Origin of the sequence: Synechococcus sp. CBW1004 (assembly GCF_015840715.1) — a bacterium.
Lineage (GTDB): Bacteria > Cyanobacteriota > Cyanobacteriia > PCC-6307 > Cyanobiaceae > Cyanobium.
On record NZ_CP060397.1, the window covers coordinates 300,623 to 314,126 of the forward strand.

Annotated in this window: 13 protein-coding genes; 6 read left to right on the forward strand and 7 right to left on the reverse strand. The window is 70.4% G+C overall.

The window, feature by feature from the left end:
- Positions 1-200: 200 nt before the first annotated feature.
- The 6 genes from H8F25_RS01365 to H8F25_RS01390 form a co-directional block, all read right to left on the reverse strand.
- On the reverse strand, positions 201-1,148 hold the full coding sequence (locus tag H8F25_RS01365) for a glycosyltransferase family 2 protein (protein ID WP_197211728.1): 948 nt from the start codon (positions 1,146-1,148) through the stop codon (positions 201-203).
- A 322-nt stretch (positions 1,149-1,470) separates the two neighbouring features.
- Positions 1,471-1,626, reverse strand: coding sequence for a hypothetical protein (locus H8F25_RS01370; RefSeq protein WP_006171625.1), 156 nt, complete (start codon positions 1,624-1,626; stop codon positions 1,471-1,473).
- Between the two features lie 35 nt (positions 1,627-1,661).
- Complete coding sequence (locus H8F25_RS01375) at positions 1,662-2,447, reverse strand: ATP-binding cassette domain-containing protein (RefSeq protein ID WP_197211729.1); 786 nt, start codon at positions 2,445-2,447, stop codon at positions 1,662-1,664.
- 34 nt (positions 2,448-2,481) lie between these two features.
- A complete protein-coding gene (gene devC / locus H8F25_RS01380; protein WP_197211730.1) occupies positions 2,482-3,648 on the reverse strand; it encodes an ABC transporter permease DevC in 1,167 nt (388 codons plus the stop codon).
- Positions 3,648-4,586, reverse strand: a complete 939-nt coding sequence (locus H8F25_RS01385; RefSeq protein ID WP_197211731.1) for an HlyD family efflux transporter periplasmic adaptor subunit — start codon at positions 4,584-4,586, stop codon at positions 3,648-3,650. The genes devC and H8F25_RS01385 overlap by 1 nt, the downstream gene beginning before the upstream one ends.
- Positions 4,529-5,284, reverse strand: a complete 756-nt coding sequence (locus H8F25_RS01390; protein WP_197211732.1) for a phycocyanobilin:ferredoxin oxidoreductase — start codon at positions 5,282-5,284, stop codon at positions 4,529-4,531. Before H8F25_RS01390 ends, H8F25_RS01385 begins: the two co-directional genes overlap by 58 nt.
- A gap of 43 nt (positions 5,285-5,327) precedes the next feature.
- Here H8F25_RS01390 and H8F25_RS01395 point away from each other — a divergent pair, with 43 nt between their 5' ends.
- Together H8F25_RS01395 and H8F25_RS01400 are read left to right on the forward strand one after the other, a co-directional pair.
- Positions 5,328-6,602 (forward strand): pitrilysin family protein, encoded by a 1,275-nt coding sequence (locus H8F25_RS01395; protein WP_231596978.1) that lies wholly within the window; start codon positions 5,328-5,330, stop codon positions 6,600-6,602.
- Positions 6,599-7,909 carry a pitrilysin family protein gene (locus tag H8F25_RS01400; RefSeq protein ID WP_197211733.1) on the forward strand — a complete coding sequence of 437 codons (1,311 nt, stop codon included), beginning with the start codon at positions 6,599-6,601 and terminating at the stop codon, positions 7,907-7,909. The genes H8F25_RS01395 and H8F25_RS01400 overlap by 4 nt, the downstream gene beginning before the upstream one ends.
- A gap of 143 nt (positions 7,910-8,052) precedes the next feature.
- Here the strand turns inward: H8F25_RS01400 and H8F25_RS01405 are convergent, their stop codons facing one another.
- Complete coding sequence (locus H8F25_RS01405) at positions 8,053-8,352, reverse strand: NAD(P)H dehydrogenase assembly family protein (RefSeq protein ID WP_197211734.1); 300 nt, start codon at positions 8,350-8,352, stop codon at positions 8,053-8,055.
- A gap of 161 nt (positions 8,353-8,513) precedes the next feature.
- Here H8F25_RS01405 and H8F25_RS01410 point away from each other — a divergent pair, with 161 nt between their 5' ends.
- The 4 genes from H8F25_RS01410 to H8F25_RS01425 are packed head-to-tail and all read left to right on the forward strand — an operon-like array spanning position 8,514 to position 13,426.
- On the forward strand, positions 8,514-9,083 hold the full coding sequence (locus tag H8F25_RS01410) for a biotin transporter BioY (protein ID WP_231596979.1): 570 nt from the start codon (positions 8,514-8,516) through the stop codon (positions 9,081-9,083).
- Positions 9,080-9,589 (forward strand): signal peptidase II, encoded by a 510-nt coding sequence (lspA, locus tag H8F25_RS01415; RefSeq protein WP_231596980.1) that lies wholly within the window; start codon positions 9,080-9,082, stop codon positions 9,587-9,589. Before H8F25_RS01410 ends, lspA begins: the two co-directional genes overlap by 4 nt.
- Complete coding sequence (locus H8F25_RS01420; RefSeq protein ID WP_197211736.1) at positions 9,555-11,828, forward strand: transglycosylase domain-containing protein; 2,274 nt, start codon at positions 9,555-9,557, stop codon at positions 11,826-11,828. Before lspA ends, H8F25_RS01420 begins: the two co-directional genes overlap by 35 nt.
- Positions 11,828-13,426: a YcjF family protein gene (locus H8F25_RS01425; protein WP_197211737.1), complete on the forward strand. Its 1,599-nt coding sequence runs from the start codon at positions 11,828-11,830 to the stop codon at positions 13,424-13,426. The genes H8F25_RS01420 and H8F25_RS01425 overlap by 1 nt, the downstream gene beginning before the upstream one ends.
- Positions 13,427-13,504 lie beyond the last annotated feature (78 nt).

Genomic DNA, 13,504 nt, shown 5'->3' on the forward strand with positions numbered 1-13,504 from the left:
GTTTGCCTCCACCTGCCAGGGACCCGTTGGCCGCGGAGGCTCAGACCTCGCGGTGATCGTCGTCGCGTGGCTTCGCTGCTGAGGTCGTCGTCGATCCGCGTCAGCGCGGATGTGGACGCTCTCTGAGCAGAGGAGCCGGATGCACGATCCGGGTCACCCGAAACACGCAGGTGTGCGGAATTGGGGACCAATCCAACCTATCAAACGGTCAGGGGCCGACCGCCCCGGATCTGGCGGGCCTCCCGGAACAGGGCCCGGACCCCGAGGTTGTTGAGCGGCAGCCGCAGCAGCTCCATCGCCAGGCGGGCCTGACCCCGCCGGATCAGCCAGCCCAGCAGTGGCCGCAGAGTGCGTTCATTGAGCAGGCCCCCCAGGGTCAGCAGTTCCCACAGCAGCCGGTGCAGCCAGGTGTACTGGATGATGAAGCGCACCCGCCAGGTGGGGTGCTTCCTGTAGAAGACCAGCCCCATCCGCGCCCGCTCCCGTTCGACTCGCACCAGATCCGGGATCTGCTGCAGGCTCAGCGGTGGGTGCCAGTGGTAGCCCACAGCCTCCGGGCAGCGCACCAGCTGAACTCCCATCTGGCGCAGCCGCTCTCCCAGTTCCAGGTCCTCCCAGCCGTAGAGACGGAAGGCGGTGTCGAACAGGCCGGAGCGCTCCAGCACCTCGCGGTCGATCGCGACGTTGCCGGTGGCGAAATAGGCCCAGGAGAGGTCGGTCGCTTTGTGGGGCTCGCTGGTCGGGTCCTCGAAGTTGGCGGTGTTGATCACCGCGCCGTAGGTGAAGCAGAGGCGATCCCCCTGCCGTCGCCACTGCCGCGCCAGGGCGCGCGCATGGCTCACCAGGAAGCTCGGGGTCACCACCAGATCGCTGTCGATGAACACGATCACATCGCCGTGGGCGTGCTCCACCCCCCGGTTGCGCCCCTCCGCCGGGCCGCCGTGGTCCTGACGGATCAACCGCACGTGCGGGAAGGCGGGGGCGTGGGCGTCGAGCCAGTGCACCGTGTCGTCGGTGGAGCCGTCGTCCACCAGCACGATCTCGTATCGCTCCAGGGGCGCCTCCAGGCGCTGCTCCTCCAGGGCCGCCAGGCACTGGCGCAGGATCGGCAGGCGGTTGTAGGTGGGGATGACGACGCTGAGGAACATGGGGGCCGTCGATGGGGAGGGTATCGGCTGGGACGGCTCTGCAACCTAGGCAAGGCCCGCTCAGGAGCCGAGGTGGTGGCGGGTGAACGACTGTGCGATAGCTGCCGCAGCGCCCCCGTTGGGAAGCCTTGCCGGCCGACCGGTGCCGCGTCGTGGATGCTGAGTCGTGGATGCAGACCGGGTGATTCGGGGCAACCAGGCCAGGGCCAGCAGCGGAAAGCACGGAGAGCACGGCTTGACCCTGTCAGCCGCTGCCGGGGTTCGGTCAGCAAAAAGGGGACCCCGTGGGATCCCCTCCATGCCTTGTGAATGGGGCGATGGCTCAGTCGGCGGCGCCGCCGTTGTTGGCCGTGCCGGTGACGCCGTTGCCGGCACCTTCACCGCGACCGTCGTTGCGGAGCTTGCGCTTCTTGAACTTGCGGGCGTAGGCGCGGTTGCGCTCCTGCTTTTCCTTCTTCAGATTTCTGCGCTTGGCCATGCGTGCGGTGGCTCGGGTTCGAGTAAAGACACACCCTACTCAACAGCCCTGGCCTCTCCGGCATCGGGAAGGCGGGAAGCCCCCCACAGCCGCTCGCCTTCGCCGGATTCCACCAGCCGACCGTCCTCCATCCGCACCACCCGGTCAGCGATGTCGAGGATGCGCGGGTCGTGGGTGACCATCAGCACACCGCAGCCCTGGCCGCGTGCCAGCCCCTGCAGCAGATCGACGATCTCGCGGCCGGTGCGGCTGTCGAGCGCCGCGGTGGGTTCATCGGCCAGGAGCAGCCGCGGCTCGGCGGCCAGAGCGCGGGCGATCGCCACGCGCTGCTTCTGCCCGCCCGACAGGTCGTGGGGGAGCTGATTCATCTGATCGGCCAGGCCCACCCTCCGGAGCCACTCTCGGGACCGGGCCCGACGGGCGCGGTAGCTGAGGCCCGGCAGCAGGTCGGCCCCCATCTGCACGTTCTGCTCGGCGCTCAGGCAGCGCAGCAGATTGTGGCCTTGAAAGATCATCCCGATCGAGCGGCGCAGCTGCTGGCGCTCGGCGCGGCTGGAGCCGGCCAGCTCCTGGCCCAGCACCTCCACTGAGCCCTCCATCACCTGGCGCAGGGCTCCCACCAGGGTGAGCAGTGTGGTCTTGCCGCAGCCGGAGGGGCCGGTGAGCAGCACCACCTCCCCCGGCCGCAGCTCGAGATCCACCCCCTGCAGCACCTGTCGGCGGGTGCCGCCCCGCCCGTACCAATGGTTCAGGCCGCGCACCCGCAGGGCCGCAGACCCACCTGGGCGGACGGGGACGGCAAGCGAGGAGGTGGAGTGCATCACACGGGCTGGCGGGGGGCTGGGACTGGATGGATCAGAAGATCTCGGCCGGATCGGCGTCGGCCAGCTTGCGCATCGCCAGTCCTGCCGAACCCATGCACATGGTGAGGATCATCACGAACACGATGAGCGAGCGATCAGTACTCATGAACACCGGTAATTTCGTGCCGGAGCGCACCAGCGCATACAGGCCCTGTCCTGCCAGCCAGGCAGGCAGGAAGCCGAGCAGCGCCAGCAGCAGTCCCTCCCGGGCCACCACGCCCAGCAGGGTGAACAACCGGTAGCCCATGGCCATCAGCGTGGCGTATTCCGGCAGGTGATCGCTGACATCGGAATAGAGAATCTGATAGACGATCACACACCCCACCACAAAGCCCATCGCCGCCCCCAGGGCGAAGATGAAGCCGATCGCGGTGCTGCTGCGCCAGTAGTCCTTCTCGAAGTCCTCGAAGCCCTGCTTGGTGAGGATGCGCACGTCCGCCGGCAGGCTGCGCTTCAGCCGTTGGATCACGGCGGCAGGATCGGCACCCGGCTCCAGCCGGATGAGGCCGAGCTCGATGCTGCCCGGGGGGGTGCTCGGCAGCAGCCGCAGGAAGGTTTCGCGGCTGGTCAGCATGTTCCCGTCGGCGCCGAACGACGGCCCCAGTGACACCAGGCCTGCCACCCGCACCCGCTTGCCAGCCACCTCGGTCTCGACCGTGCGGCCCTGGCGGAACCAGTCGGCCACCGGGCCGAATTCCGGCCTCGACTGCTCATCGAACAGAACACGCCCCACCTGGGTCAGGGAGCTGGCCTTGGCGCTGAGGCCCGGGTCGCTGAACAGGGGATCACCGGGTTCGAAACCGAGGGTGAGGATCGAACGGGTCAGCCGAGTCTCGGGGTTGCGCCAGAGCAACAGATTCCAGTGGACCGGGGTGATCCCCGCCACATCCGGATCGGCCATCGCCTGCACCAGACGACGCCGCGGAAAGCCCGCCATCGCGATCGAGCTCATCGTGCGCGGGCTGATCAGCACCAGATCCGCGTCGAACTGCTTGTGGATCGTGACGCTGGCGTCGAACAGGCCGTCGCGGAAACCCAGCTGCATGAACATCAGGATTCCGGCGAACGCGATCCCGGCCAGCGCCACGGCCAGCCGTGCCGGCTGCCGCGCCAGCAGCAGCCAGGCCAGGGGAATCCGCCGTCCCTGCCAGAACGCCATCACGGCTGCAGACGGCCGATCAGCTTCAGCCCCGTCAGCCGCTGGACCCTGCTGGCGTCGTCGGGGTCGAGCCGGACCCGCACCTCCACCACGCGGGCATCGGCGTCGCCGGTGGGATCGGTGGAGAGCACCTCCCGCTGGCGCACCTGCGGGTTGATGCGGCTCACCACGCCCGAGAGGCTGCCGCCGAATCCTCCGTTCTCGCTGGTGAGGCGCACCGGCTGGCCCAGCCGCACCCGTTCGATGTCGCTCTCGTACACCTCCAGCAGGGCTTCCATGCGGTCGCTGGCCCCCAGTTCGAGGATGCCCTTGTCGCCCGGTCGCTCGCCGACGCGGGTGTGGATCTTCAGGACCGTGCCGGCCAGCGGTGCCCGCAGTTCGGTGAGGACGAGATCGGTGTTCACCTTCACCAGCTGGGCCCGCGCCTCCTGCAGCAGGCCGTTGAGGGTGAGCAGATCCTGCTCCCGGCGATCGAGTTCATCGGCGGCCACGGCACCGGCGGCACCGAGGCGCCGGTAGCGCTGCAGTTCGCGGTTCTCCAGCTGCAGGCGCCGCTCCAGGTTGGCGATGCGGGTGCGCAGCAGATCGCGCTCGGCCCGCTGGCCGGGGCCGTTGTCGAAGCGGGCCAGCAGCTCACCCTCCTCCACCCGGTCGCCTTCCACCACCGTGAGCTCCGTGATGCGCGGGCTGCCACCCACGCCGGTGATCGGCGCGGCGAGAATCCGGATGTCGCCCGCCGGCACCAGCTTGCCGAGGGCTGCGACCGCCTCCACGGACTGGGGTTTCGGAGCCGGCCTGACCGCCGGGGTGGCGGGTGAGGCTCCTCGCAGACGGACCACCGCGACGCTGCCGGCCGCCAGCACGACCAGCCCCAGGGCGATCAGCAGGGGGCGGGAGGGTCGTCGAACAACAGCTCCTCGATGTACCGGTCCGCCCATTCCGGGTTGAACGCCTTCGCCAGGGCTCGCCTGGTCTTGTCGTTCTGTTTCTGTTGCTTGCAATAGTGGAGCTGGCCGTGCCATCGGCTCACCGTAGCTGGGTGGTCGGGGGGCTGAGCCTCGCTCGAGGCGGCGGCCTGGCCGAGGGCGTTGAGGAAGCCGGTGACCTCCTCGATGAACCAGCCCTCCTCCTCCTGGCCCTCCGGCCGCACGAACAGCACCTGGTCCGAGAAGATCGAGCCCCAGGGCGGCAGTTCCCGCACCTGCGAGAAGGGTGGACGCTGTCGGGCCCGCAGGGGCGTCAGCACCGGCTCCGGCAGTCCGCCGTCGCGCACCGGCGACAGATCGACGATCGCCGCCGAGACGCCCGCCCTGCCGGCGACGATGTCGGCGCCGAACACCGGCAGGTCGTAGCGCGGATCCGGGAAGAAGACGCAGTGCAGGATCTGCAGACCGGCGCCGAGTCGTGCCGTTTCGAGGTGCAGCTTGCGCAGGCCGCGGCTGCGATGCACCTCATTGCGGATGAACAGCGCGTCACCGTCGAGGCTGCCGCTGATCGCCTCGAGGTCGTCCGCGATCGGGAGCGGCTGCAGCCCCACCAACTGGGAGCGGCAGAGGCGGATCCGTTCCGCGAGCGCATCGACGAGGGGGTGGACGCCGGTGCCGGCGGCGTCACTCGGAGGGGAGGCCTGGATCATCGCGGGCCAGCAGCCAGCAGAATGGGGATCCTGCCATGCATTCGTGAGCGATATCGACGTCCCTGGTGTCTCGCTGCTGCCTGGGCTGGGGGAACCGCACCATCACCGGTTGGCCAGCGGTGCCGAGCTGGTGACCCTGCCTCTGGCCGACGCCCCCCTGGTCTGCCTGGATTTCTGGTGCCGCGCCGGCAGTGCCTTCGAGACGACCGCCGAAAGCGGGATGGCTCACTTTCTCGAGCACATGGTGTTCAAGGGCAGTGGCCGCCTGGCGGCTGGGGAGTTCGACCGGCGCATCGAGGCCCTGGGCGGCAGCAGCAATGCCGCCACCGGGTTCGACGACGTCCACTACCACGTTCTGATTCCACCCCAGGCGGCGGGCGAGGCTCTGGACCTCCTGCTCGATCTGGTCCTGCATCCGCGGCTGGAGCCGGGAGCTTTCGACATGGAGCGTCGGGTGGTGCTCGAGGAGCTCGCCCAGACGGAGGATCAGCCGGAGGAGGTGGCGGTGCAGCAGCTGCTCAGCCGTGCCTGCCCCGATCACCCCTACGGCCTGCCGATCCTGGGGCGGCGTCCGGCGCTGCTGGCCCACGACCCGGCCGCCATGGCCGCGTTCCATCGGCGTCTCTACGGCGGCAGCCGCTGCGTCCTGTCCCTCAGCGGCGCTCTCGCAGACGGTGATCTGATCCGGCGCGTCAGCGACGGTCCGCTGGCGTCTCAGGAGGCTGCGTCCGAGGACAGCCGACCGGCTGCGCTGGAGCTGACGCCCGGGGAGGCGCGGCTGGAGCTGCCGCGACTCGAGGCCGCCCGGCTGCTGATGGCCTGGTGGCAGCCCCCCGCCGCCGACCTGGATGGGGTGATGGGCGCGGATCTGGCGACCAGCCTGCTGGCCGAGGGGCGCCGCAGCCGGCTGGTGGATCGACTGCGCGAACAGCTGAGGCTGGTCGAGAGCATCGATCTCGACCTGCATGCCATGGAGTGCGGCAGCCTGGCGCTGCTGGAGGCGGTCTGTGAGCCCGAGGATCTGCCGCAGGTGCGGCAGGCGATCGGCGAGGTGTGGCAGGAGGTGATCGACCGGGAGGTCGGCGAGCAGGAGTGGCTGCGGCTGCGACGTCTCGTCACCAACGCCTATCGCTTCGGCCTGGAATCGGCCGGCGCTCTCGCCGGGCTGATCGGCAACAGCACCCTCTGGGGGCGGCGCCATTCGCTGTCGCGGCCGCTGGAGCTGCTCGAGGACTGGAGCCCCGAGCGGCTGCGTGCCTCGGCCCTGCCCCTGCTGGACCCGGCCCGCGCCTTCGTGCTGGAGGCGGTCCCAGCATGAGCCTCCCCACCCTGCCTGCCCCACCCGCGAGCCTGTCGCTCAGCGGTGGTCTGCCCGTGACGCTCCTGCACCGGCCTGGCCCGGCGATCCTCTCGGCTCGGTTGGTCATTCGTGGCGGCAGCGGCATGGATCCCTCCGGTTGTCGCGGCGCCCATCAGTTGCTCGCCGGATTGATGACTCGCGGCTGCGGCGAGCTCGATGCCGAAGCGTTGGCGGATCTCGTCGAGGGGGCCGGCGCCGGCCTGCGCTGCGAGGCCGGAGAGGACAGCCTGGTGCTGGCCCTCAAGTGCGCCGCTGAGGACAGCACCACCCTGTTGCCGCTGCTGCTCGCGATGGTGCGCCGCCCTCGCCTCGAGCCCGATCAACTGGATCTGGAGCGGCAGCTGAACCTTCAGAGTCTGCAGCGCCAGCGCGAGGATCCCTTTCAGCTGGCCCATGACCAGCTGCGCCACCAGCTCTATGGCGATGGTCCCTACGGCCACGATCCGCTCGGGGTGGAGGAGGAGCTGGCCCAGATCGGGAAGGCCGAGCTCAGACCGCTGGTGGCGGATCTCGGTCGACAGGGCGCTGTGCTGGTGCTCTGCGGTCAGCTCCCGGAGGACCCGCGGGCCCTTCTGGAGCCGGCCCTCGCCCCGCAGGGGTGGTGCACCGCTCCGCCCTCCGCGTCTTCCGCCGCGGCGCTGGCCGCCACCACCTCGCCGGCGGGCACGCTGGCGGCGATCGAGCAGGACACCGAGCAGCTGGTGTTGCTGCTCGGTTGCGCCACCCTGCCGCTGGGCCACCCCGACACCACGGCGCTGCGGCTGATCCAGGCCCATCTGGGGGTGGGCATGTCCAGCCGGCTGTTCGTCACCATGCGCGAGGAGCGAGGCCTGGCCTACGACGTCGGCGTCCATCTGCCGGCGCGCTGCGGCGCCGCTCCGTTCGTGCTGCATCTCTCCACCTCCGCGGAGCGGGCCGAGGAGGCGTGCCGCTGCCTGCTGGATGAATGGCAGCGTCTGCGGCAGCAGCCGCTCAGCGAGGCCGAATGGGCGCTCGCCCTGGCCAAGCACCGCGGCCAGGATGCGATGGCCCGCCAGACCTGTTCCCAGATCGCCGAGCGTCAGGCCCTGTTGCTCAGCCACGGCCTGCCGGCCGATCACTTTGAACATGCCCTGGTTCAGGCCGCGGCCCTCACGCCAGCCGATCTGCAGGCTGCGGCCCAATGCTGGCTCGGCCGGCCGAGTCTCAGCCTGGTGGGGCCGAGCGAGGCGATCGCCGGGGCCGAGGCGGCCTGGAGAGCCCATCCTCTCGGCGGCCAGAACTGACGGTTCAAGGGTTCGCCAGCCGGGCCCGGAGCCCCGTCGCCGCGGCTGCCTCGCGGCTGCTGTGTTGTGCAGACAGCAGGGTGTTGTGAGGCCTCACGACACGCCACGGCCTCCGGCCGGCGCCAGGAGAGGTTGATCTCCCGTCAGACCTGCGGCGGCAACGGAGCCTGGCGCAGCTGACGCGCTGTGAGCAGGAAGGTGCCGCGGCGGAAACGCACGGCGCACTGCTCGAGCGCCCGCAGCTCGACCACCACGCCGGCCTCCCTCTCATCGATCAGATCGGGTGGCCGCAGCATCGGCATCGGATCAGCGCTCTTGAGGTAAGGCGGCCGCTGCACCAGCTGGACCTGCTCCCCCACCGCAAAGGCTGGTTGGCCCTGGGCTTCAGACGGGAGGGAGTTCTCCGCGGCGGCGCTGGGCTCGGGGCTGGCGGTGGAGGACACGATGCAGCGGTGTGTCGACGACGGGGGAGGGGAACGGGCGTGCGGCGTGGCAGGGCGGCACCCGGACCAGCATGGCGGAGCGTTTCGCACCGCGGCGGGGCCGCTTCCCCTTCTCAGCCGGGCTGCCCTGCAGCAGGATGGGCGCCGCGGTTGATCCTTCCTTGCGAGCCCTGGCCACCTGGAGCGGCGCCATCGCCGGTCTGCTGCTGATCCTGGTCGGCGGACTAATGCCGGCAGCCTTCCCTCTCCACGAAGCCGGCGGGTGGGTGCTGAGGCCCCTGGGTGTCACCCTCCAGGTGCCGGCCCTGTTGCTGACCGCACTGGTGGCCGGCCCCCGCAGCGGGTTGCTGGCGGCGGTGGCCTACCTGAGTGTGGGCCTGTTCCAGCTGCCCGTGTTCCATGAGGGCGGCGGTCTGGGCTATCTCCTGGATCCATCATTCGGTTATCTGGCCGGTTTCGTGCCCGCCGCCTGGCTCACCGGCAAGCTCTCCCGCCAGAGCGGCGTCGACGACCCCCTGGGTCTGGCGGTGGTGGCTGCCTTCGGGCTGCTGGTCATCCACCTCTGTGGCCTGGCCAATCTCGGCCTGGGCAGCCTGGCGGGACGCTGGGGTGCGGCCGCCATGCCCCTGGCGCTCAGCTACAGCCTCGCCCTGCTGCCGCAGCTGCTCCTCTGTTGCGCCGTCGGGCTGCTGGCCTGGTTGCTTCGGCGTGTCCTGTTGGTGACACCGTGAGCGATCCCCGCAGCCCGGTGACTCCGTCCGGTCGTTCCGGCAGCCCGCGCCGTCTCTGGCCCTGGATCGTGGCGCTGGTCGTACTGCTGCTCGACCAGCTGACCAAGGCCTGGGCCCTGCAACATCTGCCCTTCGGTCGGGTTGCCCCCTTTGTGCCCGGTCTTCTGCAGCTGCGGCACGTCACCAACAGTGGTGCCGCCTTCAGCCTGATGACCGGCAACAGCCTCGCGCTGGGTGTGGTGAGCGCCGTGGTGAGCCTCGCGGTGGCAGGCTGGATGCTGTGGCGTCCGCCACGGGGCTTCTGGCTGACCCTGGCAGCCTCTCTGGTCCTGGCCGGTGCCCTCGGAAATGGCATCGACCGCTGGCGCCTGGGGGCAGTGGTCGATTTCCTTGAGCTGGTGCCCATCCATTTCCCGATCTTCAATCTCGCCGATGTGGCGATCAACGTCGCCGTGGCCTGTTTCCTTCTCGATGCCTGGCAGCAGCGTCCCCGTCGCCGCGGCTGAGCGCCGTGATCCCCCGGCGGCCGCTGGTCCATCCGGCGCCGCCGTGCTGGAGATCCTCGAGCCGGGCGAGCCTCTTCGTCGTGTCGTGCTGCATCCCGGTTGTTATCGGATCGGCCGGGACTCAGGCGCCGAGGTGTCCCTGCAGCATGGGGCGGTGAGCCGCCGGCATGCCCTGCTCGAGCAGCGGGGCGGGCGCTGGCTTCTGCAGGACCAGCAATCCACCAATGGGCTCTGGTGGCGCGGACGCCGGATCCGTCGCCTGCTGCTCGCCGATGGGGACGCCGTGCGCTTCGGGCCGCAGGACCAGGGTGAGCTGCCAGAGATCCGCTTCCGAGGCGGTGCGTCCGACCATCGCCTGCGCTTGTTGAGGGGGCTGGCGATGGTCCTGGCAGCAGCCGCTGGGCTCGGGGCCCTGGGCCTGTCCCTGGCGGCGCTGTTGCAGCCGATCCGCGGACAGCTGACCCCCATGCGGGGTCCCCTCCTGCTTTACGACCGCGCCGGCCGCCCGATTGCCTCGGCCCAGGATCAGCGCCACCGGGAGCTGCGCCGGCTGACGGACTACCCCCCGGTGCTCATCGATGCCCTCCTCGCGAGTGAGGACAGCCGTTTCTGGTGGCATCCCGGCGTCGATCCGATCGGCACCGCCCGCGCCCTGGTCACCAACCTGATGGGCGGGCGGGTGCTGGAGGGGGGCAGCACCCTCACCCAGCAGCTAGCCCGCAGCCTTTATCCGGAGCAGGTGGGCCAGGGGGAGACCCTTGGCCGTAAGTTCCGCGAGCTGCTCGTGGCCTTGCAGCTGGAGGCACGCTTCAGCAAGCACGATCTGCTTCTCAGCTATCTCAACCAGGTGTTTCTGGGGGCCGGCTGGGGCTTCGAGGATGCCTCCAGGCGGCTGTTCGGGCGTTCCGCTGCCCAGCTGCGCCTCGAGGAGGCGGCCCTGCTGGTGGGCCTTCTCCCCTCCCCCAACGGTTATGACCCCTGCCTGGACCCTGCCGCCGCCCTGGCCTCCCGCAATGGTGTCCTGGCCAAGATGCTGGAAAGCGGCCGCCTCAGCGCCGCCGCTGCCCGCAGCGCCCGGCGTCGACCGATCCAGCTGGCTCCGGGCGCCTGCCGGCCGGGTGAACGACGGGCGCTGCCCTTCTACAGCGATCAGGTGCGGCGGGATCTCGATCGGCTGGTGGGGGCTGATGTGGCCGAAGAGGGCAACTTCCTGATCGACACCTATCTCGACCCCGGGCTGCAGGAGCAGGTGGAACGCCTGCTGCGTCAGCGCCTCGACGCCAGTCGCTCCCTCGGCGTCAGCGAGGGCGCCGTCGTGGTGCTCGACAGCCGCACGGGGGGCATTCTCGCCGTGGCCGGGGGGCGCGACTATCGCCAGAGCCAGTTCAACCGGGCCACCATGGCCCTGCGCCAGCCAGGCAGCACCTTCAAGCTCTTCTCCTATCTGCTCGCCCTTGAGCAGGGCGCCCGTCCCGGTGATCCGGTGTCCTGTGCGCCGCTCGACTGGCGCGGCCAGCGCTTCTCCAGCGGTTGCGGTGGCACTCTCAGCCTGCGTCAGGCGCTGGCGATCAGCAACAACACGGCCGCCCTGCGGCTGGCCCGTCGGGTCGGGCTGGAATCGCTGGTGCGCAAGGCCCGCGAGATGGGCATCACCACGCCACTGACTCCCGTGCCGGGGCTTGCCCTCGGCCAGAGCGAGGTGACCCTGCTGGAGCTCACCGGCGCCTACGGGGCCGTGGCCAATGGCGGGATCTGGCTGCAGCCCAGCACGATCCGGCGTCTGACCGACGCGGAACACTGCTCTGCCGGTGCCGGCGCGGCCTGTCGGGATCGTCGTGAGCGGACGGTCTCCGACAAGGCCGCGCCCGGTGCCGGGTCGCCCGCAGCCACCCCCGGGCTTCGCCGCTCCGCTGCCGCCGCGCCGTCTGTCGCGGCGGCGTCGTTGTTTCCCCCTCGCCGGGTGATGAAGGAGTCCACGGCTCGCACCCTGCGCAGCCTCCTGCAGTCCGCGGTGCGAGGTGGCACCGGCACGGCGGCCTATGTCGGTGGTGAGGAAGGTGGTAAGACCGGCACCACCAATGAGGGCCGCGACCTGCTGTTCGTCGGCTTCGAGCCCCGACGCCACTGGGTGATGGGGATCTGGCTGGGCAATGACGACAACCGCTCCACCCGGGCCAGCAGTGCCCTGGCGGCGTCCCTGTGGTCCGAGATCGTGCGCGCCTCCGGGCCCTCGCCCTGATGCTTCCCCGGCGCGTCTGGCTCTGGATCGGTCTGGCCCTGGCGGTTCTGCTGCTGGTGGGCGTCGTGATGCAGGCCCTCAACCAGCTGATCTGGCAGCTCAGCTACTGGCTGCCGGGCTGGCTGATCGGGCCGCTGTTGCTGCTGCTGATGGCGTTGCTGGTGCTGGCTGTGGGTCCTCTCCTGTGGCCGTGGCTGCAGGCATGGCGACGGCCGGGGCGCGGCGCGGCCTCTCCTGTGCACCCGCCCTCCCGCAACCGCCGTGAGGCCGCCGAGCGCCAGCTCAGCGCCATGCAGCAGACGCTTGAGCAGGTGCGCGACGCGGTCGAGCGGGAGGGACTGGAGCAGGAGCGTCGCCGCATGCAGGCCGAACTGGAGCGGGGCGACCTGGTGATCGCCGTGTTCGGCGCCGGCTCGACGGGCAAGACCTCGCTGATTCGCAGCCTGCTGGGAGAGCTGGTCGGCCAGGTGGGAGCGCCGATGGGCTCCACCACCGACACGGCCCGCTACCGGCTGCGGCTGCAGGGTCTGCCGCGGGCCGTCATTCTCGAGGACACCCCGGGCATCCTCGAGGCCGGTGCGGCGGGCCAGGAGCGCGAACGGCGTGCAAGGGCTCAGGCGGCCCGAGCCGATCTGCTGTTGCTGGTGGTGGACGGCGATCTGCGCCAGGCGGAGCAGGAGGTGTATGAAGCGTTGGCGAGCCTCGGCAAACGGCTGCTGCTGGTGCTCAACAAATGTGATCTCCGCGGCGAGCAGGAGGAACAGCGGCTGCTGACCCTGTTGCGGCGCCGTTCGGCCACGCATCTCGCGGCTGCTGATGTGATTCCCGCCAGCGCTGCCCCGCAGAGCGTGCCCAGGCCAGGCGGCCGGCCGCTGCAGCCGGCGCCGGAGGTGCAGGCGCTGCTCAGGCGCCTGGCGGAGGTGCTGCATGCCGACGGCGAGGAGCTGATCGCCGACAACCTCCTGCTGCAGTGCCGCCAGCTGGGCGAGGCCAGCCGCAACCTGCTCGAGCGCCAGCGCCGCCGCGATGCCGAGACGATCGTGGAGCGTTATGGCTGGACCTGTGCCGGCGTGGTGGCCCTGACGCCTCTGCCTGGGGTGGACCTCCTCGGAGCCGCCGCGGTCAACGCCCAGATGGTGATCGAGATCGGCCGCGTCTACGGGGTCCAGCTCGGCCGCACAGAAGCGCAGGATCTGGCGGTGTCGGTGGGCCGCACCCTCGTGGGCCTGGGGCTGGTCAAGGGAGGTGTGTCGCTGCTGCAGGCCGCACTCAGCCTCAACCTGCCGGCGCTGCTGCTCAGCCGTGCCGTGCAGGCGGTCGGGGCTGCCTGGCTCACCCGCGTGGCTGGCCGCAGCTTCATCGTCTACTTCCAGCAGGGCCAGGACTGGGGAGACGGTGGCCTGCAGAACGTGCTGCAGCACGAGTACGACCTCAGCCGCCGGGAGGATGTGCTGCGCCGCTTTCTGCAGGCTGCCCTGCAGCGGGTGGTGGAGCCGTTGCAGCGCCGGGAACGGCAGCTGCCACCGCAGCCGCCGGGGCGCCGCCCAGGGCCTCCGGCGGCGGGGGGAGCAACGGACCCCGACTGTCGAGAACCGTGATCAGGGCCAGGTAGGCCACACCGATCAGGATTGACAGGGCGCCGGTGATGATCGCCACCCAGCGCTGGCGGGTGGCGG